Raw genomic sequence first — 24,403 nt, forward strand, 5'->3', positions numbered from 1 at the left:
TAAAAAAGCCCGGTGGCGCTAACGCTTACCGGGCCTACGATCCTAACCCCCTCCCTGTGGGAGAGGGTTAGGGTGAGGGGACATCAGGCCTCTATATCCGCCATATCGCCTTTCTCCTGGAGCCAGTTACGTCGGTCTTCAGAACGTTTCTTGGCCAGCAGCATATCCATCACGGCGTTGGTTTGCTGTTCGTCTTCATCGCTGATGGTCAGCTGCACCAGACGGCGGGTGTTCGGATCCAGGGTGGTTTCACGCAACTGCATCGGGTTCATCTCGCCCAGCCCTTTAAAGCGCTGAACGTTCGGTTTGCCCTTCTTGCGTTTGAGCTGCTCCAGCACGCCCGCTTTCTCTTCTTCCGTCAGCGCATAGTAGACTTCTTTGCCAAGGTCGATACGGTACAGCGGCGGCAGCGCCACGTGGACGTGACCGTTTTTCACCAGCGTGCGGAAGTGCTTCACGAACAGCGCACAGAGCAGCGTGGCGATGTGCAGACCATCGGAGTCCGCATCCGCGAGGATACAGATCTTGCCGTAGCGCAGCTGGCTCAGATCGTCGCTGTCCGGATCGATGCCGATCGCCACGGAGATGTCGTGTACTTCCTGCGAGGCCAGCACTTCATCAGACGAGACCTCCCAGGTGTTGAGGATCTTACCCTTGAGCGGCATGATCGCCTGATATTCACGATCGCGCGCCTGCTTGGCCGATCCGCCTGCCGAGTCCCCTTCCACCAGGAACAGCTCGGTGCGGTTGAGATCCTGGGCGGTACAGTCCGCCAGCTTGCCCGGCAGCGCGGGGCCGCTGGTCAGCTTTTTACGCACCACTTTCTTCGCCGCGCGCAGGCGACGCTGGGCGCTGGAGATCGCCATTTCAGCCAGCATTTCTGCGGCCTGAACGTTCTGGTTCAGCCACAGGGTAAACGCATCTTTCACCACGCCGGAGACGAACGCCGCACACTGGCGTGACGACAGGCGCTCTTTAGTCTGACCGGCAAACTGCGGATCCTGCATCTTCACGGAGAGCACGTAGGCGCAGCGGTCCCAGATATCTTCTGCGGAAAGCTTCACGCCGCGCGGCAGAATGTTGCGGTATTCGCAGAACTCGCGCATCGCATCCAGCAGCCCCTGACGCAGGCCGTTGACGTGCGTCCCGCCGAGCAGCGTTGGGATCAGGTTGACGTAGCTTTCCGTCAGCAGCTCACCGCCTTCCGGCAGCCACAGCAGCGCCCAGTCCACCGCTTCGGTGTCACCTTCGAAATTCCCGACGAACGGTTTTTCCGGCAGGGTCGGCAGGCCGTTAACCGCTTCGCACAGGTAGTCGTTCAGACCCTTTTCGTAGCGCCAGCTCTGTTCGGTGTTGTTTACGTGATCTTTAAAGGTGATTTCCACGCCCGGGCACAGCACCGCTTTGGCTTTCAGCAGGTGCGTCAGGCGAGAAACGGAAAAGCGTGGGCTGTCGAAGAAGCTTTCATCAGGCCAGAAATGGACGCTGGTGCCGGTGTTGCGTTTACCGCACGTCCCGACGACCTGCAAATCCTGCACTTTTTCGCCGCTTTCAAACGCGATGTTATACACCTGGCCATCGCGACGAACGTTCACTTCCACGCGCTTTGACAGGGCGTTAACCACGGAGATCCCCACGCCGTGCAAGCCGCCGGAGAACTGGTAGTTTTTGTTGGAGAACTTACCGCCCGCGTGCAGACGACAGAGGATCAGCTCAACGGCGGGAACACCCTCTTCCGGGTGGATATCTACCGGCATGCCGCGGCCGTCGTCGATAACTTCCAGCGACTGATCGGCGTGCAGGATAACGTCCACGCGTCTGGCATGGCCTGCCAGCGCTTCGTCCACACTGTTATCAATTACTTCCTGGCCCAGGTGGTTTGGGCGCGTCGTATCGGTGTACATCCCCGGGCGGCGGCGAACCGGCTCAAGCCCGGTGAGTACCTCAATGGCATCAGCGTTATAGGTTTGCGTCATGATTTAAGCTAGCAATTCGCATTGATTGTCAGTGGCTGTGCAGTCCAAGAAAATCGACAATCTGGGTGAAATGATCTTCAAAGCCCGTGAAAGCATGGTTACCGCCCTCTTCTACAGTCTGGCGGCAGGATGCGTAATACGCCACTGCCTGGCGGTAATCCAGCACTTCATCTCCCGTCTGTTGCAGCAGCCAGATAAGATCGGGCGCTTCAAGCGGGTCGACCTGCATAACTTTGAGATCGTAAATATGGCGTGACTCTAGCACATATTGTTGGCCGGTGTAGGGGTTCTCGTTTTCGCCAAGAAAGTCCCTTAACAGCTCAAATGGCCGGACCGCCGGGTTGACGACGACAGCGGGTAACATAAAGCACTGCGACAGCCAGGTGGCGTAGTAGCCGCCGAGCGACGACCCGACAACGCCAAACGATTCGCCGCCGTGTTCAAGCACGATCGATTCCAGCATCTCTGCCGCATCCGCCGGATAAGGGGGCAACTGCGGAATAATCATCTCCACGTGGGAATGATTCGCGCTCAGCCACTGGCGAAGCTGCGTCGCTTTCGCCGATCGTGGTGAGCTGTTAAACCCATGCAGATAGAGAAGCGTCGACATCAATAGCCTTCCGAAGCGGTATCCGGGCGGAATTGAGCCCCGGTCAGACGGCAAACTTCGGTGGTCAGCGAGCCATCGGCATGCAGCTCCAGCCAGCGCCAGCCCGGTGCGATGGTATCCAGCGTAAAGTTGGCGCAGTGCGGCTTAAACTGCACGCAGGTAGAGGGCGTCGCGAGCAGGCGGCGACCATTCCAGTCGAGATCCTGCTCCTGGTGAATGTGCCCGCACAGCAAATTTTTCACGCGCGGAAATTTCGCCAGTACGCCGTCCAGCGCCGCAGAGTTGCGTAAGCTGTGCTGATCGAGCCAGCTACAGCCCGCCGGCAGCGGGTGATGATGCAGCAACAGCAGCGTATTGCGATTCGGTTCGGCGGCCAGTTTTGTCTCCAGCCAGTCAAGCTGATAGTCGCTCAACTCACCGTGCGGAACGCCAAACACCTGACTGTCGAGGAGCAGAATTTGCCACTGGTCCCCCGCAAAGACACATTTTGCCGGTGAAATCCCCGCATCCTGAAGCGAACTGTACATAGCGGGTTGAAAATCGTGATTGCCCGGTAGCCAGACGCAAGGCACGCTAAAGCTCGCAATCCCTTCAGCAAAATGCTGATAGGCTGCGGAGGATTGATCCTGCGCCAGATCGCCCGTCGCGACGATCAGATCGCATGGCCGCTTTTCAGCATGGATCGCGTCAAGAACCGCCTGATAACTCTCCCAGGTGTTCACGCCCAGAAGCGTCTCATGCTTTTCGGCAAAAAGGTGGGTGTCGGTGATTTGTAATATCCTGACTGGCGCCCCACCAGCAACAGTCAGGTTCAACAGGCTTTCCAAATGGTGTCCTTAGGTAGGTTTATGACGCTAACAAACCGGAATCGCCATTGCTCCATGTGCTAAACAATATCTTAGCCAGTCGGCTAAAAACTGGTTAATTTGATGCTTTTCGTCGCGTTGATGCAACTTTTTATTCGGGTAATCATACCGCGCTTTAAAGCGAAAGATCTGCTGGCTTGAACACACTTCAGCGACCATCGCGTCATGATAAAGACGTACCGTCATCGACGGCAGGCTCCAGTAGCTGATGCTCGGCGCCGTTTGCTCAATCTCCACCAGCGTAGTGTAGCGCGTTGATTCTGTTATCGTTAACCGATACTGCGCGTTGCTCACCTGATAGCTCACCGTTTCGCCGGGCGCGTCGTTTCGCGGCAGCAGGCGGCGCAGCTGGGCGAAATTGGTTTCGCACAGGCGCATCATTTCTGGGAAGTCAGGTGTATAACGCTTCATTTTTTCCACTCGTGTCGTAATGTCTGATAATGCAGCTGTAGCCATTGCAGGGCGATGACAGACGCTGCGTTGTCGATTTTCCCCTCTTCTACCCACTGGTAAGCCTGCTCCCGACTCACCACATGAACCCGAATATCTTCGTTTTCATCTGCCAGACCGTGGATCCCTTCCGCTGTCTTGGCGTCCACTTCGCCCACCATAATAGATGAACGTTCCGTTGTCCCACCCGGGCTTGCCAGGTAGCTCAACACCGGTTTCGTCCGGCCGATCGCCAGGCCCGCCTCTTCCAGCGCCTCACGGCGAGCGACGTCTTCGACCGACTCACCTTCTTCGATCATCCCGGCCACCATCTCCAGCAACCACGGCGTATCGCTGGTATCATAAGCCGCAATACGCACCTGTTCGACCAGCACCACTTCATCACGCACTGGGTCATAGGGTAGCAACACAGCCGCATGCCCGCGCTCAAAAATTTCGCGTTTGATTTCACCGCTCATCTCACCGTTAAACAGACGATGCCTGAAACGGTAAAGTTCCATTGAAAAAAAACCGCTATAAAGCGTTTCTCGTGCAATAATTTCTACATCGTTTTTGGCGAAGGTGACAGGCACGTTTTCTGGTTTTTGCATCGGTCGAGTCCTGGTAGCAATGGTGATGAAATTGTGAATTTCAAGGCTGTTTGGCTGCCGTTTGTATGGCTATATGGTAGATTGGAGCAAATTACCGCCAGATGGCACGTTACGCCAACCTTTTGGTGTGGATGATTCTGTTAGAATCGGCAATTATTTTTAATTAGATCAGCGCTAATACTGCTTCACAACAAGGAATGCAAATGAAGAAATTGCTCCCCATCCTTATCGGCCTGAGCCTGACGGGCTTCAGTGCAATGAGCCAGGCAGAAAACCTGTTACAGGTCTACCAGCAGGCACGTCTGGGCAACCCTGATTTACGTAAATCAGCGGCCGATCGTGATGCTGCGTTTGAAAAGATTAACGAAGCACGTAGTCCACTGCTGCCGCAGTTAGGCTTAGGTGCAGATTATACCTACACTAACGGTTTTCGCGATAACAATGGCATCGATTCGAATGCCACCAGCGCCTCTTTACAGCTTACACAAACCCTGTTCGACATGTCCAAATGGCGGGAACTGAGCTTGCAGGAAAAGAGCGCCGGCATTCAGGATGTTACCTATCAGACCGATCAGCAGACGCTGATCCTGAATACCGCGACCGCCTATTTCCAGGTTCTGAGCGCGATTGACGCCCTCTCCTACACCGAAGCGCAGAAACAGGCGGTTTACCGTCAGTTAGATCAAACCACCCAGCGTTTTAACGTGGGCCTGGTCGCCATTACTGACGTGCAGAACGCCCGTTCACAGTACGATACCGTACTGGCTAACGAAGTGACCGCACGTAACAACCTCGACAACGCCCTGGAAGCACTGCGTCAGGTCACCGGTAACTACTATCCTGAGCTGGCCTCTCTGAACGTGGACAGTTTCAAAACGGACAAACCGCAGGCGGTTAACGCTCTGCTGAAAGAAGCGGAAAACCGCAACCTGACCTTGTTGCAGGCACGCCTGAGCCAGGATCTGGCGCGCGAACAGATCCGTCTTGCACAGGATGGTCACCTGCCAACTCTGAGCCTGAGCGCCTCTACCGGCGTATCGGACACCAGCTACAGCGGGTCTAAAACGACCTCTCAGGCCTATGACGACAGCAACGTTGGCCAGAACAAAGTGGGTCTCAGCTTCTCTCTGCCGCTGTACCAGGGCGGGATGGTTAACTCTCAGGTTAAACAGGCGCAGTACAACTTTGTGGGCGCCAGCGAGCAGCTGGAAAGCGCACACCGCAACGTGGTGCAGACCGTGCGTTCTTCCTACAACAACGTAAATGCCTCTATCAGCAGCATCAACGCCTATAAACAGGCCGTCGTCTCTGCCCAGAGCTCACTGGATGCGAACGAAGCGGGTTACTCCGTAGGTACGCGTACCATCGTGGACGTGTTAGACGCAACGACCACGCTGTATAACGCGAAACAGCAGCTCTCCAGCGCACGTTATCAGTATTTGATTAACCAGCTGAACATCAAGCAGGCGCTGGGTACGCTGAACGAGCAGGATCTGCAAATGCTGAACAGCACGCTAGGCAAACCGGTCCCTACGTCGCCTGACAGCGTCGCGCCGGAAAATCCACAGCAGGATGCCGCCGTTGATAATTTCACCCCTAACAGCAGCGCCCCGCTTGCGCAGCCAGCGGCAGCGCGTAGCACCGCACCTGCCAGCAGCGGTACGAATCCGTTCCGTCATTAAGCCTTGCCCGATGGCGCTGAGCTTATCGGGCCTACTTAATCGTAGGCCGGGTAAGCACAGCGCCACCCGGCGCAAAATCACACCTGAACGTAAGCCAACGTAAAGATCCCCCGCATTTCGCCCCTCTTCGCTTCATTTTCAACCACTCATCCTCTATCCTGAGCGTTATTACCACTGGGTCCTGGAAGACAAATATGAAACGGACAAAAACGATGAATCACGCGTCGTTCCGCAAAAGCTGGAACGCACGCCACCTGACACCTGTCGCGCTGGCGGTCACCGCCGTCTTTATGCTGGCAGGCTGTGAGCAAAACGACGAAACGGTTTCGCTGTATCAAAACGCCGACGACTGCGCGAGCGCAACCGGTAAAGCCGCTGAGTGTACGACGGCCTATAACAACGCCCTCAAAGAAGCGGAACGTACCGCGCCGAAATATGCCTCTCGCGAAGACTGTGTAGCCGAATTCGGTGAAGGCCAGTGCCAGCAGGCACCTGCTCAGGCGGGTATGGCACCGGAAAACCAGGCGCAGGCACAGTCCGGCGGCAGCTTCTGGATGCCGCTGATGGCGGGTTATATGATGGGCCGTTTGATGAGCGGCGGTGCGGGCTACCAGCAGCAGCCGCTGTTTAGCTCCAAAAACCCGAACAGCCCGGCCTACGGTAAATACACCGATGCCACCGGCAAGGGTTACGGTGCTGCAACGCCAGGCCGTACGATGACCGTACCGAAAACCGCAATGGCGCCGAAACCAGCCACCACCAGCACCATTACCCGTGGCGGCTTTGGTGAGTCTGTTGCCAAACAAACCACCATGCAGCGTAGTGCGACCGGCTCCTCAACTCGCTCAATGGGCGGCTGATCATGGAACGAGTCAGTATTGTTGAGCGCCCGGACTGGCGCGAAAAAGCCACCGAATACGGTTTCAACTTTCACACCATGTACGGCGAGCCGTACTGGTGTGAAGATGCTTACTATAAGCTCACGCTCGCTCAGGTCGAAAAGCTTGAAGAGGTAACCGCAGAGCTGCACCAGATGTGCCTGAAGGTAGTAGAAAAAGTCATCGACAGCGATGAGCTGATGACCAAATTCCGCATTCCGAAGCACACCTGGAGTTTTGTTCGTCAGTCCTGGAAAACGAACCAGCCTTCGCTCTACTCTCGCCTCGATCTGGCATGGGATGGCGTGGGTGAACCGAAGCTTTTAGAAAACAACGCGGATACGCCAACCTCCCTGTACGAAGCCGCGTTCTTCCAGTGGATCTGGCTGGAAGATCAGGCGAATGCCGGAAACTTGCCCGAAGGCAGCGACCAGTTCAACAGCCTTCAGGAAAAGCTGATTGAGCGTTTCGTCGAACTGCGTGAACAGCACGGTTTCAACCTGTTGCACCTCGCCTGCTGCCGCGATACCGAAGAAGATCGCGGTACGGTTCAGTATTTGCAGGACTGCGCAGCCGAAGCGGAAGTGGCGACGGAATTCCTCTATATCGAAGATATCGGTTTAGGTGAAAAAGGTCAGTTTACGGACATGCAGGATCAGGTCATCAGCAACCTGTTCAAGCTCTATCCGTGGGAATACATGCTGCGGGAAATGTTCTCTACCAAACTGGAAGACGCCGGCGTGCGCTGGCTGGAACCGGCCTGGAAGAGCATTATCTCCAATAAAGCCCTGCTGCCGATGCTGTGGGAGATGTTCCCGAATCACCCGAACCTGCTGCCTGCTTACTTTGCTGAAGATGATTTCCCACCGATGGAGAAATACGTCGTTAAGCCAATTTTCTCCCGTGAAGGGGCAAACGTCTCGATTATCGAAAACGGTAAAACGCTGGAAGCGGTTGAAGGGCCGTACGGTGAAGAAGGGATGATCGTCCAGGCGTTTTATCAACTGCCGAAGTTTGGCGACAGCTATACGTTGATCGGCAGCTGGCTTATTAACGATCAGCCTGCCGGGATTGGCATTCGCGAAGATCGCGCGCTGATTACGCAGGATCTGTCGCGTTTCTACCCGCATATTTTCGTCGAGTAAGACTTGCCCGGTGGCGCTACGCTTACCGGGCCTACGCTCGATATGTAGGTCGGGTAAGGCGAAGCCGCCACCCGACATGTTTTTACCCCACCTGCACCGACAGCATACTCAAGCTCCCCATCTCAATACCGTCGACCGGGATTGTAATAACCTCCTGACCATCCCACGCGCCTAATACATACAGCAATGGCAAGAAGTGTTCCGGCGTCGGGTTAGAGAGCGAACCGCCGTCATGATCCAGATAGTTCACCAAAGGGTGTCGTTCGGCCGGCCCTTGCCAGGTCAGGTTGTCTTTTACATAGTTATTAAAGGCTGTTGCCCAGGGGTACGGCGTATTTTCACCGTGCCAGCGTACCGTACGCAGATTGTGTACCACGTTGCCACTGGCAATCAGCATGATGCCCTCATCACGAAGCGAAGCCAGCTTACGCCCCATCTCCATGTGCCAGGCAGCCGGTTTGGTGCTGTCGATACTCAGTTGCACCATCGGGATATCGGCATCCGGATACATTTTGATCAACACCCCCCATGAGCCGTGGTCAAAGCCCCAGGCTTCTTTGTCCAGCGCAACCGGAACAGGGGCGAGCAGATCAACGAGCCGCTGCGCCAGCTCGGGGGAGCCCGGAGCAGGATAATGCGTGTCATACAGCGCCTGCGGAAAGCCGCCAAAATCATGAATCGTTTTTGGCGCTTCCATAGCCGTCACACCGGTACCCCGGGTAAACCAGTGCGCAGAGACCACCACAATTGCCTTCGGACGCGGTAACGTCTCACCCAGCTGACGCCAGGCACGGGTATAGACGTTATCATCCAGGACGTTCATTGGGCTGCCATGGCCTAAAAACAGTGCTGGCATACGAGAAGAAGACATGGTGATATCCTTAGAGAAGGTGTCAATGTGATGGGCCTACATTACGCGCATTCAGGTGAAGATGAACGCAGATAACCGTGAAGATCATCATCAGGAAATTTGAATGTCAGATATCGCTTAAGGAGAATGCATGTCAGTACCGTTGATTTTGACCTTACTCGCGGGCGCCGCAACCTTTATCGGTGCGTTCCTCGGGGTACTCGGGCAAAAACCCTCTAATCGCCTTCTGGCCTTCTCGCTGGGTTTCGCCGCCGGGATCATGCTGCTTATCTCGCTGATGGAGATGCTGCCCGCCGCGCTTCACACCGAAGGTATGTCGCCTGTTCTGGGCTATGGCATGTTTATCATTGGACTGCTGGGTTATTTTGCGCTCGACCGTATTCTTCCTCACGCGCACCCGCAGGATTTAATGCAAAAAAGCGTTACCCCCATCCCGGGCAATATCAAACGCACGGCCATTCTGCTGACGCTGGGTATCAGCCTGCATAACTTTCCGGAAGGTATCGCCACCTATGTCACGGCCAGCAGCAACCTGGAAATGGGTTTTGGTGTGGCGCTGGCCGTGGCTTTGCACAATATTCCTGAAGGACTTGCCGTTGCCGGGCCCGTTTATGCCGCCACGGGCTCAAAACGTACGGCTGTCTTTTGGGCGGGTATCTCCGGGATGGCTGAAATTCTCGGCGGCGTGCTGGCGTGGCTGATCCTCGGTAGCCTCGTCTCCCCGATTGTGATGGCTGCGATTATGGCTGCCGTGGCCGGGATTATGGTCGCGCTCTCTGTCGATGAGCTGATGCCGCTGGCGAAAGAGATCGATCCCAACAATAACCCCAGCTACGGCGTACTGTGTGGAATGTCAGTGATGGGGATGAGTCTGGTACTGCTGCAAACGGCCGGTATTGGCTAAGAATTTATGCCTCCGTTTTATACGGAGGCTATATATTATTCAAAAAAACAATCCTATATATTTCACCTATAATAACCTGAAAAATATAGACCTGTTAAAATCCCGAAAAACCACGCCTCTTAAGATAGCCTGCAAATATTAATTAAAACCATCTAAAAATATATTTAAGTCATGTTAATCGCGTCTCCCCACCCCAATTCGTATACTTCGCGAGTATTCTGAAATTAATATTCACATTATGAATCACTCTGAAAAAGGATATTTTCATGTATATGGGTAAAAAACTACTGTTAGCGACGGCTATGGCAGTCATTGTATCGGGTGCTGCTTTTGCAGATGATCAAGGCTCAGGAAAAATCAAATTCAAAGGTATTGTTATTGACGCACCGTGCAGTATCGCACCAGACAGCGTTGATAAAGAAGTCGATCTGGGTGAAGTGACCACGGCTGTTATCAACGCCAACAAAAAATCTACCCCGGTACCGGTCGATATCAATCTGGAAAACTGCCAGCTTGACGATCCGGCAGACGAGACCGACACGCCAATTACCAAAGTGGATGTGACCTTTACCAGCGCAGCGACAGACGCGGCGGATACCAGCCTGATGAGCAACACCTATGCAAGCGGTGCGCAGAACGTGGGGGTGCGTCTGCTGGATAACGCGGAGTCTGCTATCACGCTGGGAGAGGCCAACGAGGTTGAGTTGCTGGCGGGTTCAACCACCCAGACGCTGCATTTCAAAGCGGTTATGGAAGTCCCTACAGGTAAAACTGCGACGGCAGGCCAGGTTGAAGCCACGGCTAACTACGTCCTGATGTACAAATAATTCTGTTACGTCACGGCACCAGCCGACTGGTAATTCATGCCGGTCGGCACTCTCTATTTACTCGAGTAACAGGATGATGACATACAAATTACAATGGATAATCATCATTGCGTCCCTGTTAATGACGAAAGTTGCCTCTGCCACCGAGTTTAATATAAACGCCATCGATAAAGATCAGCGCGGCAGCGTCGATTTATCACTGTTTAAAGATCAAATATCGGTTACGCCGGGAAGCTATTTCGTTACGGTTGCCGTCAATGATATTCCGCTGGAAAATGGCTGGCAGCTTCGCTGGCGAGAAATAAATAACGCCGTTCAGGTCTGTATTCCCCCCGAGCTGACCGATACCTTTGCGTTGCAGGATGACATTCGTCACGCTTTGCCGGAGAAAGAGGGATGCGTTGATTTCGCCGCCAGACCCGACATCAAATTTACTTTTGAGCAAGGCAGCCAGACCCTGAAAGTGACCATCCCCCAGGCGTGGCTGCAATACCGTGCGGTTGACTGGATGCCGCCATCCACCTGGGACAACGGCGTGCCGGGCGTACTGCTGGATTACAATCTTTTTGCCAGCCATTATCAGCCCAATAGCGGCAGCAACAATGACAACGCCAATACCTATGGCACCGCCGGTGCGAACATGGGCGCGTGGCGGCTACGCAGCGATTACCAGTACACGCAAAGTCATACTGACGCAGGCTCGGAGCATAATGGACGTTTTTCACGCGTGTATATGTTCCGACCTCTGCCCTCGATCGGTGCGAAACTGACGTTGGGTGAAACGGATTTCCAGTCCGCAATTTTTGACGCCTTTACCTACACCGGCGCATCGCTAATCAGCGATGAACGTATGCTGCCATGGTCGCTGCGCGGCTATGCCCCGCAGATTACCGGGATAGCGCAAACCAACGCCACGGTAACCGTAAGCCTTGCCGATCGCGTGATTTACCAGAGTAAAGTGCCGCCAGGTCCTTTTGTTATTCAGGATCTTAACCAGTCGGTTCAGGGCACGCTGGACGTCAAAGTCACGGAAGAGGATGGACGCGTCAGCACCTTCCAGGTCTCGGCCGAATCCGTACCATTTTTAACGCGCAAGGGTCAGGTGCGCTACAAGCTCGCGGCGGGTAAAGCGCGCCAGGGCGCCTCCCATGACGTTGAAGATAACGCCTTCATGAGCGGCGAATTTTCCTGGGGCATGCTGTCGCACACCTCCCTGTATGGCGGTACGCTGGCCGATGGCGACCGCTATCGTTCCGTCGCTGCCGGGATCGGCCAGAATATGGCCTGGCTGGGGGCGCTCTCTTTTGACGTCACGCAGGCCACCAGCCAGCTGCCACACCAGCGCAGCCAGACGGGTTACAGCTATCGCATTAACTACAGCAAGCGTTTCGATACCACCGGCAGTCAGCTTACGCTCGCCAGCTACCGCTACTCAGATCCACAGTTTTTGAGCTACGCCCGCTACCTTAATTATGACGACGGTGACCGCCAGTCGGAAAAACAAACCCTGAGCGTGACGGCAAGCCAGTACATTTCGGCGTTATCCCTGAACCTGTACGTCAATATGCTGCGTCAGACATGGTGGAATGATTCACCCTCCACGACCGGCAGTATCACGGCGGGCTACAACTTTGATATGGGCCGCTGGAAGAACCTTGGCGTAACCCTGTCCTGGAGTAAAACGCATTACGATGAGAAAGACGAAAGTGACGATACTCAGTTCTATCTCTCGCTCAGCGTACCGCTCGATCCCGATCATCGACTTAACTATGACCTGCGTAACCGCGATACGCTGAGCCATAACGTGTCGTGGTATGACACGTCGGATCGCAATAACACCTGGGGCGTTTCCGCGGGCGCGGAGAGCGGGAAGCCAGACTCCGGGGCGCAGTTCAGCGGGAATTATCAGCATTATTCTGCGTACGGCGATCTTAATCTCTCCGGCAGCTATAAAGCTGAAGAATATAACTCCCTCAGCGCAAGCTGGAGCGGTTCCTTCACCTCAACGGTGAAAGGCGCCGCGCTGCACCGGCGCAGCTACGGTAATGAACCCCGCGTAATGGTCAGCACCGACGGGGTAGGCAATATCCCGCTGAATATGTCGCGAGATGAAACCAACCGTTTTGGCATCGGCGTTTTACCGTCATTTTCCAGCTATTCCCCCTCCAGCGTGCAGGTCAATATGAACAACCTTCCGGATGGCGTGGACGTGGACAGCCGCGTCGTGACCTCAACCTGGACTGAGGGGGCCATTGGTTTTCGTCAGATTGCCACGCGTGCAGGTCGGGACGTGGCAGGTGTTCTGCGGATGTCATCAGGAACGCCACCGCTCGGGGCGATTGTTCGCCTGGAAGCAAACGATTTGCAGGTTGGGATGGTGGCCGATGAAGGCCACGTCTGGCTGGGCGCCGTTGAGCCAGAACAGCAGTTTCGCGTGACATGGGGCGACAACCAACAGTGTCGCTTCTCGTTACCTTCTCACTTAGAAAACAGTATGCAGTTGATACTGCCGTGTCAGTAAGAAATCATCATGAAATTAACGCCGATTAAAAGCCTGTGCCTGATGCTAATCAGCACAGCATTTACCACCCATGCGGCCATTAACCTGGACCGCACGCGCATTGTTTTTCCAGAAAGCGACAAGGCCAGCAGCCTGAAAGTGGACAACCAGAGCAAGGCTTTACCTTATCTGGCGCTCTCCTGGATTGAAGACGAAAAGGGGCAAAAAGAAGATACGCACTTTATGGCGCTTCCCCCCATTCAACGTATCGAAGCGGGCACCTCGTCGCAGGTAAGAATTGTTAAACAAGCCGCCACCCGCCAGTTGCCAAAAGACAGGGAATCGCTGTTTTATTTCAACCTGCGTGAAGTACCGCCAAAAAGCATCAGCGCCAGCGAGGAGCGCAGCGTGATGCAGGTTGCCATGCAAAGCCGAATTAAGCTGTTCTGGCGTCCGGAAGCGATTAGCAAAAAATCCGGCGAACTGGCTGAAATGCGAATGGAAATTACCGCCAACGCGAAAGGGCTCACGGTCCACAACCCTACGCCGTATTACATCACGCTGGCGTGGCTGAGCAAAAATGCCAAAACCATGCTGCCGGGTTTCGACAGTCTGATGATTGCGCCTTTCGCCACGGCAACCGCCTCTACCGGTAATTACCACGGTAGTTATTACAGCATCGGCTATATCGACGATTACGGCGCCCTAAAAAAAGTCGACGTGCAGTGCACCGGAATGGCGCAATGTAAACTTACCGAACGGAAAATCGATAAAGATGCAAAAGCTCGCTAGTTTGCTGTTTACACTGCTGCTTTCAGCGCTGCCTTTGAAAGACGCGCTGGCGCTTAACTGCTATCTGGGTGGATCTGGCGGCCCCGTCGAGGAGACAAAAACGATCACCCCTTTTGCGATCCCCAGCAACGCTCAGGTTGGCCAAAAAATATGGGAGTCTGACGACATTAGAATTCCGGTGACGTGTGACAACAACGTCACGAGCAGTTTTGAGCCGGAAGATGTCTTTGCATGGGTGAACCCTTATCCTGCCGCAACCGATCCCTATTATGAACTGGGCGTAACCTATGAAGGCATAGATTACGATGCTACAGGCCAGCCCAACGGCGTGGATACCCGCCAGTGCCTGGACAACAATAACATCACCATTTACACCTCGGATCAAATCCGCCAGATGGGTTGGGAGGATCGCATCTGCTCCGGCAATCCGGATGATATCCATATTTCACGCACGTTCGTCACCCGATTACGACTTTTCGTGAGAATTAAGACTATGCCGCCACATGGTTATGTCAGTTCGCTCAGCGATTACATCGTTGTGCAGTTTGACGGTAAGGGTGGCGTTAATCAGATGGCCGACGCGAAGAACCTCAAGTATCACATCAACGGACTGCAAAACATTACGGTGCTTGATTGTGGAGCGACGTTTAGCATTTTCCCTGAAAATCAGGAGATCGACTTCGGCGCCTTCAGCGCGCGCGACATTGTGAATCAGCAGACGCGTATGCGCACGTTTTCAATACGAACCACCAAAGTGCAGGATGCCCAGTGCTCGGACGGATTTAAGATGGACTCGTCGTTTTACACAACCGAAACGCTTAGCGCAGACGACACCGCGGTACTGATAGGGAATGGGTTAAAGCTGCGTATTCTTAACGGAACGGAGCCTCACACCTTCAACCAGTATAAGGAGTACGCCGATTTTACAGGCGATACTATGAATGTTGAGCAAAACTACACGGCTGAACTTTCACGGGAAGAAGGGAAAGCGATTCAGTCCGGGCCGTTCGAAACCGTAGTATTGTTCAAAATTAACTACCACTAGAAACAAAAAAGCCGGGTTTCCCCGGCTTTTTCACATCAGCATGTTCAGCTGGCTTTGCGCTCGTGCGCCCGGCGGTACTCAACCAGATCTTCAATCGTCACCACTGGCATATTGTGCAGTCGCGCAAAGGTGATGCACTCCGGCGCGCGCGCCATGGTGCCATCATCGTTGGTCAGTTCGCACAGCACGCCTGCGGGTTTGAAGCCAGCCAGCGTCACCAGATCGATGGTCGCTTCGGTATGACCACCACGGGTCAGCACGCCGCCCGGCTGCGCGCGCAGCGGGAAGACGTGACCAGGGCGGTGCAGATCGGATGGTTTCGCACCATCAGCAATCGCTGCACGCACGGTAGTCAGGCGGTCAGCCGCCGACACACCGGTGGTTACGCCATGCGCTGCTTCAATGGTCACGGTGAAGCCGGTACCAAAGGCGCTGGTGTTGTTTTCAACCATCATCGGCAGATCAAGCTGCTTGCGACGGTCTTCGGTGATGCACAGGCATACGATGCCGCTACCGTGACGGATGGTCAGCGCCATCTGCTCAACGGTCATGTTCTCGGCGGCAAAAATCATGTCGCCTTCGTTTTCACGGTTTTCATCGTCAAGCACCATCACACCGCGGCCTTCGCGCAGTGCATCCAGTGCATGTTCAACACGTTGAGTTGAAGTGCCAAAAGAGGAAAGTAGCGTCTGATTCATGGTAAAAAAACCTCATTAACTTTATGGTTACCAGAATCAGGGCAGTCTTAGGAGCGCCGTACTAGCGGCAAAAAAATAACGTGAGCGGGCCATGCCCGACTGGATCGTTACTCTCTCCCATCCGGACTCTAACCGTCGGCCCCGGAATTACACCGGATCTGCTGACCTTTGAGAATTCACCCAAAGCGCTCGCGGGCTTTCAGCGTTAAGCTGATTTACCGCCGGTGGGGAATTTCGCCCCGCCCTGAGAATAAGCGAGATAACTATAACGCTATTGATTACCCTGGGCAATGCATAAGCTTCAAACAATTTTGTTTAACCCACGGCATGACGCGCTACAATAGGCACTAACACCTTTTCATCAAGGGAAACGACAATGATTGACCCAAAGAAAATTGAGCAGATCGCGCGTCAGGTTCATGAGTCCATGCCGAAAGGTATTCGTGAGTTTGGTGATGACGTTGAGAAGAAAATCCGCCAGACGTTGCAGGCACAGTTGGTTCGCCTTGATTTAGTCAGCCGCGAAGAGTTTGATGTGCAGACTCAGGTGCTGCTGCGCACCCGCGAGAAGCTGGCGCTGCTGGAACAGCGTCTGAGCGAGCTGGAGAGCCGCAATGCGCCGGAAGAAGTGAAGCCAGCGCCAGCTATTCCACCGGTGGATGACCAGGCATAAGTGCGGCCTGATGCCCTCACCCCAGCCCTCTCCCACAGGGAGAGGGTGAAAAACGAACGGGCCAACTGGCCCGTTTTTTACTGACTGTCTTTCTGGATCTTCTTAATGATGTTGGTGGTTGAACACCCGTCCTCAAAGTTGAGCACCATCACTTCACCGCCATTTGCCCAGACCTCTTCGCTACCTGCGATTTGCTCTGGTTTGTAATCACCGCCCTTCACCAGCAGGTCAGGCAGAATTCCGGCAATCAGGCGCTGCGGGGTGTCTTCTTCAAATGAGACCACCCAGTCCACCGCTTCCAGCGCGCCGAGCACGATCATGCGCTGCTCCAGCGGGTTCACCGGACGCGTTTCACCCTTCAGACGTTTGGTTGAGGCATCGCTGTTGACCGCCACAATCAGGCGATCGCCCAGCTTACGCGCATTCGCCAGATACGAGACATGACCCGCATGCAGGATGTCGAACACGCCGTTAGTCATCACTACTTTTTCACCGCGTTTGCGCGCGGCAGCAACGGCCACTTTCAGCTCCTCTTCGGTCATGACGCCAAAGCCGGTATCCGCGCGCCCACGCACCGCGTTTTCCAGCTCGATTGGCGAAACGGTGGAGGTCCCGAGTTTACCAACGACCACGCCCGCCGCGGCGTTCGCGAAGTAGCACGCTTCTTCCAGGGAGTTACCCGCCGCCAGCGTCGCCGCCAGCACGCCAATCACCGTATCACCGGCACCGGTCACGTCGTACACTTCCTGCGCCTGGGTTGGCATATGCAGCGGCGCCTTGCCCGGTTGCAGCAGCGTCATGCCCTGCTCGGAACGGGTCACCAGCAGCGCAGACAGCTCGAAATCAGCGATGATTTTCATGCCGCGCTCAACCAGCTCTTCTTCAGTTTTGCACTTGCCCGCCACCGCTTCGAATTCAGAGAGGTTTGGCGTCAGCAGGGTTGCGCCGCGATAGCGCTCAAAATCGGTGCCTTTCGGATCGATCAGCACCGGTACGCTGGCTTTACGCGCCAGCTGGATCATGGTCTGCACGCTCGCCAGCGCGCCTTTGGCATAATCAGACAGCACCAGCGCGCCGATATTGCCCAGCGCCTGGCTAATACGCTCGTGCAGCGGCTCAGGATCAACGCCTTCGAATCCTTCTTCGAAATCGAGGCGGATCAGCTGCTGGTTACGCGACAGGACGCGCAGCTTGGTGATGGTTGGGTGGGTCGGAACAGAAACGAAGTCGCACTTCACGTTCACGTCCGCCAGCGACTGACTCAGGGCGCGCGCCGCATCGTCAATGCCGGTCAGGCCCACCAGACGCGAATGCGCGCCCAGCGAGGCTATGTTCATCGCCACGTTTGCCGCGCCGCCTGGACGCTCTTCAATGGTGTCGACCTTAACTACCGGCACCGGCGCTTCCGGAGAGATACGGCTGGTCGGCCCATACCAGTAGCGATCCAGCATCACATCACCGACAACCATAACTCCAGCACGTTCAAACTCTGGCAGTGTTACTTTCATTCCTGACTCCAGAAAGATTCACAATTTGCGCGCGATAATATCACACTTGTTTTGTTACGCACGGTTCCACCAGCCACTTCTGCCAGCTTGTGGTCACCTGCGCGCGTTCATCGGCGAAACAGTCCAGCGCCACATGGCCCGGCTGTTCCTGTAAGGCCAGATGGTGCAACTCATCACGCAGCGTGGTGTAGGCGCGGGTTAATGCCTGCGCCTCCTGCTCATCCATAATGTCGTTCTGCGCCAGCAGTTCCAGTATGCGCACGTTATCCGACCAGCGGGTCAGCTTCGGCTTATCGTGCGCGTGCAGCAGCACCAGGTACTGAGTGATAAACTCGATATCGGTAATGCCGCCTTCATCGGCTTTAATATCAAAGCGATCGCGATGTTTGTTGCCAAGGTGCGCGCGCATCTTCTCCCGCATTTCCCGCACTTCGGTTTGCAGCGTACTGCCCTCGCGCGGGGTCGTCATGACCGCCTTGCGGATCGCATCGAACTGCGTTTTGAGCTGCGGATCGCCGTATACCACGCGGGCGCGCACCAGCGCCTGATGCTCCCACGTCCAGGCTTCGTTCTTCTGATAGTCGGCGAAAGCCTCCGTCGAGGTGACCAGCATGCCTGCCGCGCCGGACGGGCGCAGACGCGCATCCACTTCATACAGAATGCCGGATGAGGTGCGGGTGCTGAACAGGTGCATAATGCGCTGGGCCAGACGCAGGTAGAACTGCCGCCCGTCAATCTCACGTTCGCCGTCGGTCATGACGTCTGCCGGACAGTCGTGGAGGAAAATCAGATCCAGATCGGAGCTGTAGCCCAGCTCCCAGCCGCCCAGCTTGCCGTAACCCACCACCGCAAAACCGCGGCCTTCGCGCTCTGCAAGGTGTTTCGGCTGCCCGTAGCGGGCCACCATCTGCACCCACGCCTGATGGACAACCGCGTCGATGATCGCTTCAGCCAGCCAGGTTAAGTGATCGCTCACTTTCATTACCGGCAGGGTACCGGCGATATCTGCCGCCGCCACGCGCAGCATCTGCGCCTGCTTAAACTGACGCAGCGCCTCAAGCTGTTGCTCTTCGTCCTCTTCCGGTACGCGCAGCAGATACTGACGCAGCTCGTCGCGGTAGGCATCCGTCGCCGTAGGCTGATACAGCGTATTCGGGTCGAGCAGTTCGTCCAGCAGCAGCGGATAACGCGCCAGCTTGTTCGCCACCATCGGCGAGGCGGCGCAGAGGGAAATCAGGTGCTTCAGCGCGCCGGGAAACTCGCTTAACAGTTCAAGGTAAGTGGTACGCGTGACGATCCCGCTCAGCAGCGGCATCATGCGCGACAGCGGCACCGGCGCATCCTCGCGGGAGCAGACATCGCTCAGCAGATGCGGCATCAGATGATCCAGCACCTGACGACCGCGTGGGCCAATGGCGCGTTTGTTCAGTTCGAAGCGGAAATCGGCAATCAGCGCCACCACGCGATGGCGGGCATCGTCGCTTAAGTGCGCCAGCACCGGCGTGGTGTCATCTTCCTGGAGCGCGTCCTGCCACAGCTCGCGCCAGTGCTCGGAGAGCGCATCGTCCTGCGATTCGCTTTCGTCGTCGCCGATCAGATCGTTAAAGATGCGGCGCACGCCCGCCATATGCGCTTCCAGCCGTTGCGCCAGCGCCGCCCAGTCATCCACCCGCATCCCCCAGGCCAAACGCGCCCGGTTCAGCTCGTCGCCCGGTAACGTCTGGGTCTGTTCGTCGTTGATACTTTGCAGCAAATTTTCCAGACGACGCAGGAAGAGATAAGAGTCACGCAGCGTTTGCGCATCGCCTTCCGGCAGCAGATGCAGCTGCTCGATAGCGCTCAGGGTCGGCAGCAGCGAGCGGGATTGCAGAGAAGGTTCACGCCCACCGCGTATCAGCTGGAAGACCTGGACGATAAATTCGATCTCACGAATACCGCCCGCGCCGAGCTTGATGTTGTCCTTCAGGCCACGGCGACGCACCTCGCGGGCAATCATCCCTTTCATATTTCGCAGGGACTGGATCACGCTGAAGTCGATGTAGCGGCGGAACACAAACGGGCGCAGCATGGCGCGCAGCTCGTTGGCCCAGGCATCGTCGCTGTCACCCATGATCCGCGCTTTGACCATCGCGTAACGCTCCCAGTCGCGACCCTGCTCCTGGTAATAATCTTCCAGCGCGGCAAAGCTCAGCACCAGCGGACCGCTGTCGCCAAACGGACGCAAACGCATGTCCACGCGGTAGACAAAACCATCCTGCGTGGGCTGATCCAGTGCCTTAATCAGCCGCTGCCCCAGGCGAGTAAAGAACTGGGCGTTGTCCAGCTCGCGACGACCGCCGCGCGTGGAGCCGTTCTCCGGCCAGGCAAAAATCAGATCGATGTCTGAGGAGAAATTGAGCTCGCAGCCGCCCAGCTTGCCCATCCCCAGAATCAACAGCGGTTGCGGAACCCCGTCTTCGCTGCACGGCGTGCCCCACTCTTTACAGCAGGCGGCGTAGAGCCAGTCCCGCGCGGCGACAATCAACGTCTGCGCCAGCTCGCTCAACTGCTGCAAGGTACTCTCTTCGCTCACCAGCTCCAGCGCCTGCGCCCAGGCAATGCGTACCATCACCCGGCGGCGGAACTGACGCAGTACGCGCATCAGCGTGGCTTCGTCTGCCACCTCTGCCAGCGCGGTTTGCAGCCAGCCAGCATAATGCCGCCACTCGTCAGCCTGCGGCGGCGCGCTTTCCAGCTCTGCCAGCCAGTCCGGGTTGGCGCTGACGCTCTCCTGCACAAAATCACTGAACGTGAGCACGCTTTTCGCCTGCTCGCTTAACGATGACGCGGGTAACGACTCAGGCAGGCGTTCGCAAACGGTCTGCCAGTGCTGCTGTAACTGCGAAGAAAGCGGCATATCAGGGGTTCCTTGCCAGAATTAACGTTTTCCGCTGTGCAGCCAGTACGGATCCTGCGAAATGGCCTCGTTGCGGAAATGCTCGATCTCGATCTGCTGACGGGTCTCGATGGCATGCTTCAGCCCCTGCCAGTTCTCCAGCCAGGCCTGCGCCTTCACGCCCTCATACGCACCTGACAGCAGCAACATGCTGTCGATGTTACGCGCCAGGCGGGGAAGCTGATCGCCATACTGGTCGCCCAGCGGATGCGCAAAGGTGGTTCTCAGCTCGGCCGCGTGACGGGAGAGGTGGATATCCGCAAAACGTTTGAAGTTTTCCGCGATTTTGGTCTGCCCTTTCGCATCGAGGAACGTGCGCCAGCCGCGCGTCACCAGAAATTCGGTCAGCGCCAGTTTCGCGCTGGCATTTTGCGGGCTGTAGATCGCCGTTTGTGCCGACACGTCGGAAAGCATCAGCGTTTCGGTTTGAGTGAGCAAATCACGTAAGTGAGTGCTGGCTTTACGCGGTACAATTCCGCCAAAGAGCGTCAGGGTATGACGCACCAGCCCCATAGCGGCCAGCACCTGTTTTTTGGCATTTTTCACGTTACGCGCCCACAGCTCCTCGTGGTACTGCCACTGCGAGAGCGCCAGCTCCAGCGCTGCTTCCATGCCCTGCTCAACGGAGGCTTTCGGCACAACGCGCAGAATCGGGGTTTCTCGCAGCACGCGCGGCGCATTCCCGGCGGCCAGGTGATAGCCGCGCGCCGCTTTACTCAGGCTGCCCTGACGCAGGCCAGGCTGGTTCACCAGCTTGTGCGCCAGCTTCAGCACGTCGCTCGCCTCGCCTTCCAGCAGTTCGAGTTCCAATTCGCAGATCGGCTCCTGCTCTTCACCCGCCTTAATTTCACCCCGATCGAACGCGATCTCAATGCGGCTCTTGCCTTCCGTCACCAGCCATTTTTCGCGCCAGAAATCGGTGCTGAACAGCGGTTGCGCCTCTGCCGACAGCGTTGCGGGCAGCGTCCCTTCCGGCCACACTTCCGCCGGAAAACGATCCAGCTCAAGTTCTGGCTTACTGATGTCGATATTGTATTCCGGACGCTGGTGCAAACCGCCCACCACGCGACCGGCGATTTTCATCGTCATCTCGTAGCGCCCGTTCGCACCCCGGATGCGCAGGCCCATATCGTGGTTGCGCAGCCAGTTGTCCGGCGTTTCGTAATAGATGTTGAGCAGCTGTACGGGTTCATGGTGCTCGCCGGACAGCGTATTCAGATGCTGGCCGAGCGCGTCAGCGCTGTCTTTTTCGACGATAAACTTTAATTCGATCTCTTGTGCCATAGCCTTGTACTTTTGCGTGCGTCACAGACGCGTCGATGAAGGCGAACTTCCTCGCCATTTGTTTGTCAGTACATAGTATTTTGCGCCAAATTGCCACGCAATGAGCAATTTGACGGGCGTAAAAGTTTAAAGCGGTGGAAATCATGACACAGATGATTCCGATTGATGATGAATCCTTTGCGTAGCGACACTGATACCACTACTATCGTTCCACTTTTTATGAAAATAACGACTGATATGCTTAAATTACGCCTGATTGGACTTACTTTACTCGCTTTTAGCGCCGCAACCGCGGTCCACGCTGAAGAGAAACGTTACGTTTCTGATGAACTGAATACCTGGGTACGCAGCGGCCCTGGAGACAATTATCGCCTCGTGGGTACGGTAAATGCCGGCGAGGAAGTGACTCTGCTGCAAACCAATGCAGACACCAATTACGGTCAGGTTCGTGACAGCTCTGGCCGCACCTCATGGATCCCGCTGAAAGAGCTGAGCACGGTGCCAAGCCTGCGCACCCGCGTGCCGGATCTGGAAAATCAGGTGAAAACCCTGACCGATAAGCTGAACAACATTGACGGCACCTGGAACCAGCGCACCGCAGAGATGCAGCAGAAAGTGGCGCAAAGCGACAGCGTGATCGCCGGTCTGAAAGACGAAAATCAGAAGCTGAAAAATGAGCTGATCGTCGCGCAGAAGAAAGTGAACGCCGCGAATCTACAGCTGGATGACAAACAACGCACCATCATCATGCAGTGGTTTATGTATGGCGGCGGAGTGCTGGGCGTCGGTCTGGTGCTGGGTCTGGTGCTTCCTCACCTTATCCCAAGCCGTAAACGTAAAGACCGCTGGATGAACTAACTCGTCTTCTCTGCCACACTTACGTATCATCTTGCGAAAAGAGAAAACGGGAGTGTTGGCGTGAAGAGTTATCTGGTCGGTGGTGCGGTACGTGATGCGTTATTAGGTCTGCCGGTCAAAGATAAAGACTGGGTCGTGGTCGGTGCCACGCCCGAAGCGATGATTGACGCGGGCTACCAGCAGGTAGGCCGCGATTTTCCTGTGTTCCTCCATCCGAAAAGCCGGGAAGAGTACGCCCTGGCGCGTACCGAACGGAAATCCGGTTCCGGTTATACCGGCTTCACCTGCTATGCCGCGCCGGATGTGACGCTGGAGCAGGACTTACTGCGCCGCGATCTCACCATTAATGCCCTGGCGCAGGACGAAAACGGCCATATTATCGACGTCTACGGCGGCCAGAACGATCTGCGCGACCGTCTTTTACGCCATATTTCCCCCGCCTTTTCTGAAGATCCGTTACGCGTACTGCGCGTGGCGCGTTTTGCCGCCCGTTATGCCCATCTCAGCTTCCGCATCGCCGACGAGACGATGGCGCTGATGACGGCCATGACCGACGCGGGCGAGCTGGAACACCTGACGCCAGAACGCGTCTGGAAAGAGACCGAAAACGGCCTGACTACCCGTAATCCGCAGGTCTTTTTCCAGGTTCTGCGCGACTGCGGGGCGCTGAAAGTGCTGTTCCCGGAAATAGACGCGCTGTTTGGCGTGCCCGCCCCGGCGAAATGGCACCCGGAAATTGATACCGGCATTCACACCCTGATGACGCTGAGCATGGCCGCCATGCTCAGCCCGGAGGTGGACGTGCGCTTTTCCACCCTCTGCCATGACCTCGGCAAAGGGTTAACGCCAAAGGAGTTGTGGCCACGCCACCACGGGCACGGTCCGGCTGGCGTGAAGCTGGTTGAAGGGCTTTGCCAGCGCCTGCGCGTGCCGAATGACATTCGCGATCTGGCAAAACTGGTGGCCGAGTTTCACGACCTGATCCACACCTTCCCGATCCTGAAACCCGCCACCATCGTCAGGCTGTTTGATAACATCGACGCCTGGCGCAAACCGCAGCGCGTGGAGCAAATTGCGCTGACCAGCGAAGCCGACGTGCGCGGCCGCACCGGGTTTGAAGCGTCCGATTATCCGCAGGGTCGTTTGCTGCGTGAGGCGTGGGACGTGGCGAAAGCGGTGCCAACGAAAGAGGTGGTGGAGGCAGGGTTTAAAGGCCCGGCGATCCGCGAAGAGCTGACGAAACGGCGGATTGATGCAGTTGCAGCGTGGAAGGAAAAACGTTGCCCTCAGCCGAAAGACTGAGGGCGGTCG

21 protein-coding genes and 1 riboswitch are annotated in these 24,403 nt (G+C 56.0%); of the genes, 11 read left to right on the top strand and 10 right to left on the bottom strand.

The annotated features are described in order from the left end of the window. Positions 1 to 83: 83 nt before the first annotated feature. From parE to nudF, 5 genes are read right to left on the bottom strand one after another with little or no spacing between them, the layout of a single operon-like run. The gene (gene parE / locus ACOTYH_RS11740) at positions 84 to 1,976 is read right to left on the bottom strand and encodes a DNA topoisomerase IV subunit B (RefSeq protein WP_086626189.1); all 1,893 of its coding nucleotides are present in this window, start codon (positions 1,974 to 1,976) and stop codon (positions 84 to 86) included. Positions 1,977 to 2,004: 28 nt separating this feature from the next. Continuing rightward, a complete protein-coding gene (yqiA, locus tag ACOTYH_RS11745) occupies positions 2,005 to 2,586 on the bottom strand; it encodes an esterase YqiA (protein WP_421002245.1) in 582 nt (193 codons plus the stop codon). Further along, complete coding sequence (gene cpdA / locus ACOTYH_RS11750) at positions 2,586 to 3,413, bottom strand: 3',5'-cyclic-AMP phosphodiesterase (protein WP_017384043.1); 828 nt, start codon at positions 3,411 to 3,413, stop codon at positions 2,586 to 2,588. The genes yqiA and cpdA overlap by 1 nt, the downstream gene beginning before the upstream one ends. Positions 3,414 to 3,440: 27 nt before the next feature. Continuing rightward, positions 3,441 to 3,863 carry a DUF1249 family protein gene (locus ACOTYH_RS11755; protein WP_003862516.1) on the bottom strand — a complete coding sequence of 141 codons (423 nt, stop codon included), beginning with the start codon at positions 3,861 to 3,863 and terminating at the stop codon, positions 3,441 to 3,443. Beyond that, a complete protein-coding gene (gene nudF, locus ACOTYH_RS11760) occupies positions 3,860 to 4,492 on the bottom strand; it encodes an ADP-ribose diphosphatase (protein ID WP_017384042.1) in 633 nt (210 codons plus the stop codon). Before nudF ends, ACOTYH_RS11755 begins: the two co-directional genes overlap by 4 nt. 203 nt (positions 4,493 to 4,695) lie before the next feature. Here nudF and tolC point away from each other — a divergent pair, with 203 nt between their 5' ends. From tolC to ACOTYH_RS11775, 3 genes are all read left to right on the top strand, one after another. Then, positions 4,696 to 6,174 carry an outer membrane channel protein TolC gene (gene tolC, locus ACOTYH_RS11765; RefSeq protein ID WP_017384041.1) on the top strand — a complete coding sequence of 493 codons (1,479 nt, stop codon included), beginning with the start codon at positions 4,696 to 4,698 and terminating at the stop codon, positions 6,172 to 6,174. A 194-nt stretch (positions 6,175 to 6,368) separates the two neighbouring features. Continuing rightward, the gene (locus ACOTYH_RS11770) at positions 6,369 to 7,034 is read left to right on the top strand and encodes a DUF1190 family protein (RefSeq protein ID WP_017384040.1); all 666 of its coding nucleotides are present in this window, start codon (positions 6,369 to 6,371) and stop codon (positions 7,032 to 7,034) included. A 2-nt stretch (positions 7,035 to 7,036) separates the two neighbouring features. After that, entirely contained in the window at positions 7,037 to 8,197 is a 1,161-nt protein-coding gene (locus ACOTYH_RS11775; protein ID WP_017384039.1) for a glutathionylspermidine synthase family protein, read from the top strand. A gap of 82 nt (positions 8,198 to 8,279) precedes the next feature. Here ACOTYH_RS11775 and ygiD read toward each other — a convergent pair whose 3' ends face one another. Further along, a complete protein-coding gene (ygiD, locus tag ACOTYH_RS11780) occupies positions 8,280 to 9,068 on the bottom strand; it encodes a 4,5-DOPA dioxygenase extradiol (RefSeq protein ID WP_063138834.1) in 789 nt (262 codons plus the stop codon). A 130-nt stretch (positions 9,069 to 9,198) separates the two neighbouring features. On the opposite strand from ygiD, the gene zupT reads away from it, so the two are divergent. From zupT to ACOTYH_RS11805, 5 genes are all read left to right on the top strand, one after another. Then, positions 9,199 to 9,972, top strand: coding sequence for a zinc transporter ZupT (gene zupT / locus ACOTYH_RS11785; protein WP_015571892.1), 774 nt, complete (start codon positions 9,199 to 9,201; stop codon positions 9,970 to 9,972). 266 nt (positions 9,973 to 10,238) lie between these two features. After that, positions 10,239 to 10,799: a fimbrial protein gene (locus ACOTYH_RS11790; RefSeq protein ID WP_032672010.1), complete on the top strand. Its 561-nt coding sequence runs from the start codon at positions 10,239 to 10,241 to the stop codon at positions 10,797 to 10,799. Between the two features lie 76 nt (positions 10,800 to 10,875). Continuing rightward, positions 10,876 to 13,320, top strand: coding sequence for a fimbria/pilus outer membrane usher protein (locus ACOTYH_RS11795; protein WP_421637767.1), 2,445 nt, complete (start codon positions 10,876 to 10,878; stop codon positions 13,318 to 13,320). Positions 13,321 to 13,329: 9 nt separating this feature from the next. Continuing rightward, positions 13,330 to 14,091, top strand: coding sequence for a fimbrial biogenesis chaperone (locus tag ACOTYH_RS11800; RefSeq protein WP_032672012.1), 762 nt, complete (start codon positions 13,330 to 13,332; stop codon positions 14,089 to 14,091). After that, the gene (locus tag ACOTYH_RS11805; RefSeq protein ID WP_047741505.1) at positions 14,075 to 15,136 is read left to right on the top strand and encodes a fimbrial protein; all 1,062 of its coding nucleotides are present in this window, start codon (positions 14,075 to 14,077) and stop codon (positions 15,134 to 15,136) included. Before ACOTYH_RS11800 ends, ACOTYH_RS11805 begins: the two co-directional genes overlap by 17 nt. Positions 15,137 to 15,180: 44 nt before the next feature. Here the strand turns inward: ACOTYH_RS11805 and ribB are convergent, their stop codons facing one another. Continuing rightward, entirely contained in the window at positions 15,181 to 15,834 is a 654-nt protein-coding gene (gene ribB, locus ACOTYH_RS11810; RefSeq protein ID WP_015571897.1) for a 3,4-dihydroxy-2-butanone-4-phosphate synthase, read from the bottom strand. Positions 15,835 to 15,939: 105 nt separating this feature from the next. Further along, positions 15,940 to 16,090, bottom strand: a riboswitch (FMN riboswitch). A gap of 120 nt (positions 16,091 to 16,210) precedes the next feature. Here ribB and ubiK point away from each other — a divergent pair. Further along, positions 16,211 to 16,507 (top strand): ubiquinone biosynthesis accessory factor UbiK, encoded by a 297-nt coding sequence (gene ubiK / locus ACOTYH_RS11815; RefSeq protein ID WP_000566823.1) that lies wholly within the window; start codon positions 16,211 to 16,213, stop codon positions 16,505 to 16,507. A gap of 77 nt (positions 16,508 to 16,584) precedes the next feature. Here the strand turns inward: ubiK and hldE are convergent, their stop codons facing one another. From hldE to ACOTYH_RS11830, 3 genes are read right to left on the bottom strand one after another with little or no spacing between them, the layout of a single operon-like run. Beyond that, positions 16,585 to 18,015, bottom strand: coding sequence for a bifunctional D-glycero-beta-D-manno-heptose-7-phosphate kinase/D-glycero-beta-D-manno-heptose 1-phosphate adenylyltransferase HldE (hldE, locus tag ACOTYH_RS11820; RefSeq protein WP_032672014.1), 1,431 nt, complete (start codon positions 18,013 to 18,015; stop codon positions 16,585 to 16,587). Between the two features lie 40 nt (positions 18,016 to 18,055). Next, the gene (gene glnE, locus ACOTYH_RS11825) at positions 18,056 to 20,911 is read right to left on the bottom strand and encodes a bifunctional [glutamate--ammonia ligase]-adenylyl-L-tyrosine phosphorylase/[glutamate--ammonia-ligase] adenylyltransferase (protein ID WP_316378218.1); all 2,856 of its coding nucleotides are present in this window, start codon (positions 20,909 to 20,911) and stop codon (positions 18,056 to 18,058) included. Between the two features lie 21 nt (positions 20,912 to 20,932). Then, the gene (locus tag ACOTYH_RS11830) at positions 20,933 to 22,234 is read right to left on the bottom strand and encodes an inorganic triphosphatase (protein ID WP_421637756.1); all 1,302 of its coding nucleotides are present in this window, start codon (positions 22,232 to 22,234) and stop codon (positions 20,933 to 20,935) included. Positions 22,235 to 22,471: 237 nt separating this feature from the next. Between ACOTYH_RS11830 and ACOTYH_RS11835 the strand changes: the two genes are divergently transcribed. Next, the gene (locus ACOTYH_RS11835; RefSeq protein ID WP_001303390.1) at positions 22,472 to 23,092 is read left to right on the top strand and encodes a TIGR04211 family SH3 domain-containing protein; all 621 of its coding nucleotides are present in this window, start codon (positions 22,472 to 22,474) and stop codon (positions 23,090 to 23,092) included. 60 nt (positions 23,093 to 23,152) lie between these two features. Continuing rightward, positions 23,153 to 24,394 carry a multifunctional CCA addition/repair protein gene (locus ACOTYH_RS11840; protein WP_421637757.1) on the top strand — a complete coding sequence of 414 codons (1,242 nt, stop codon included), beginning with the start codon at positions 23,153 to 23,155 and terminating at the stop codon, positions 24,392 to 24,394. Positions 24,395 to 24,403: the final 9 nt, after the last annotated feature.

It is taken from the genome of Enterobacter cloacae complex sp. SHL001 (assembly GCF_049236825.1).
Taxonomy (GTDB): domain Bacteria; phylum Pseudomonadota; class Gammaproteobacteria; order Enterobacterales; family Enterobacteriaceae; genus Enterobacter; species Enterobacter hormaechei_C.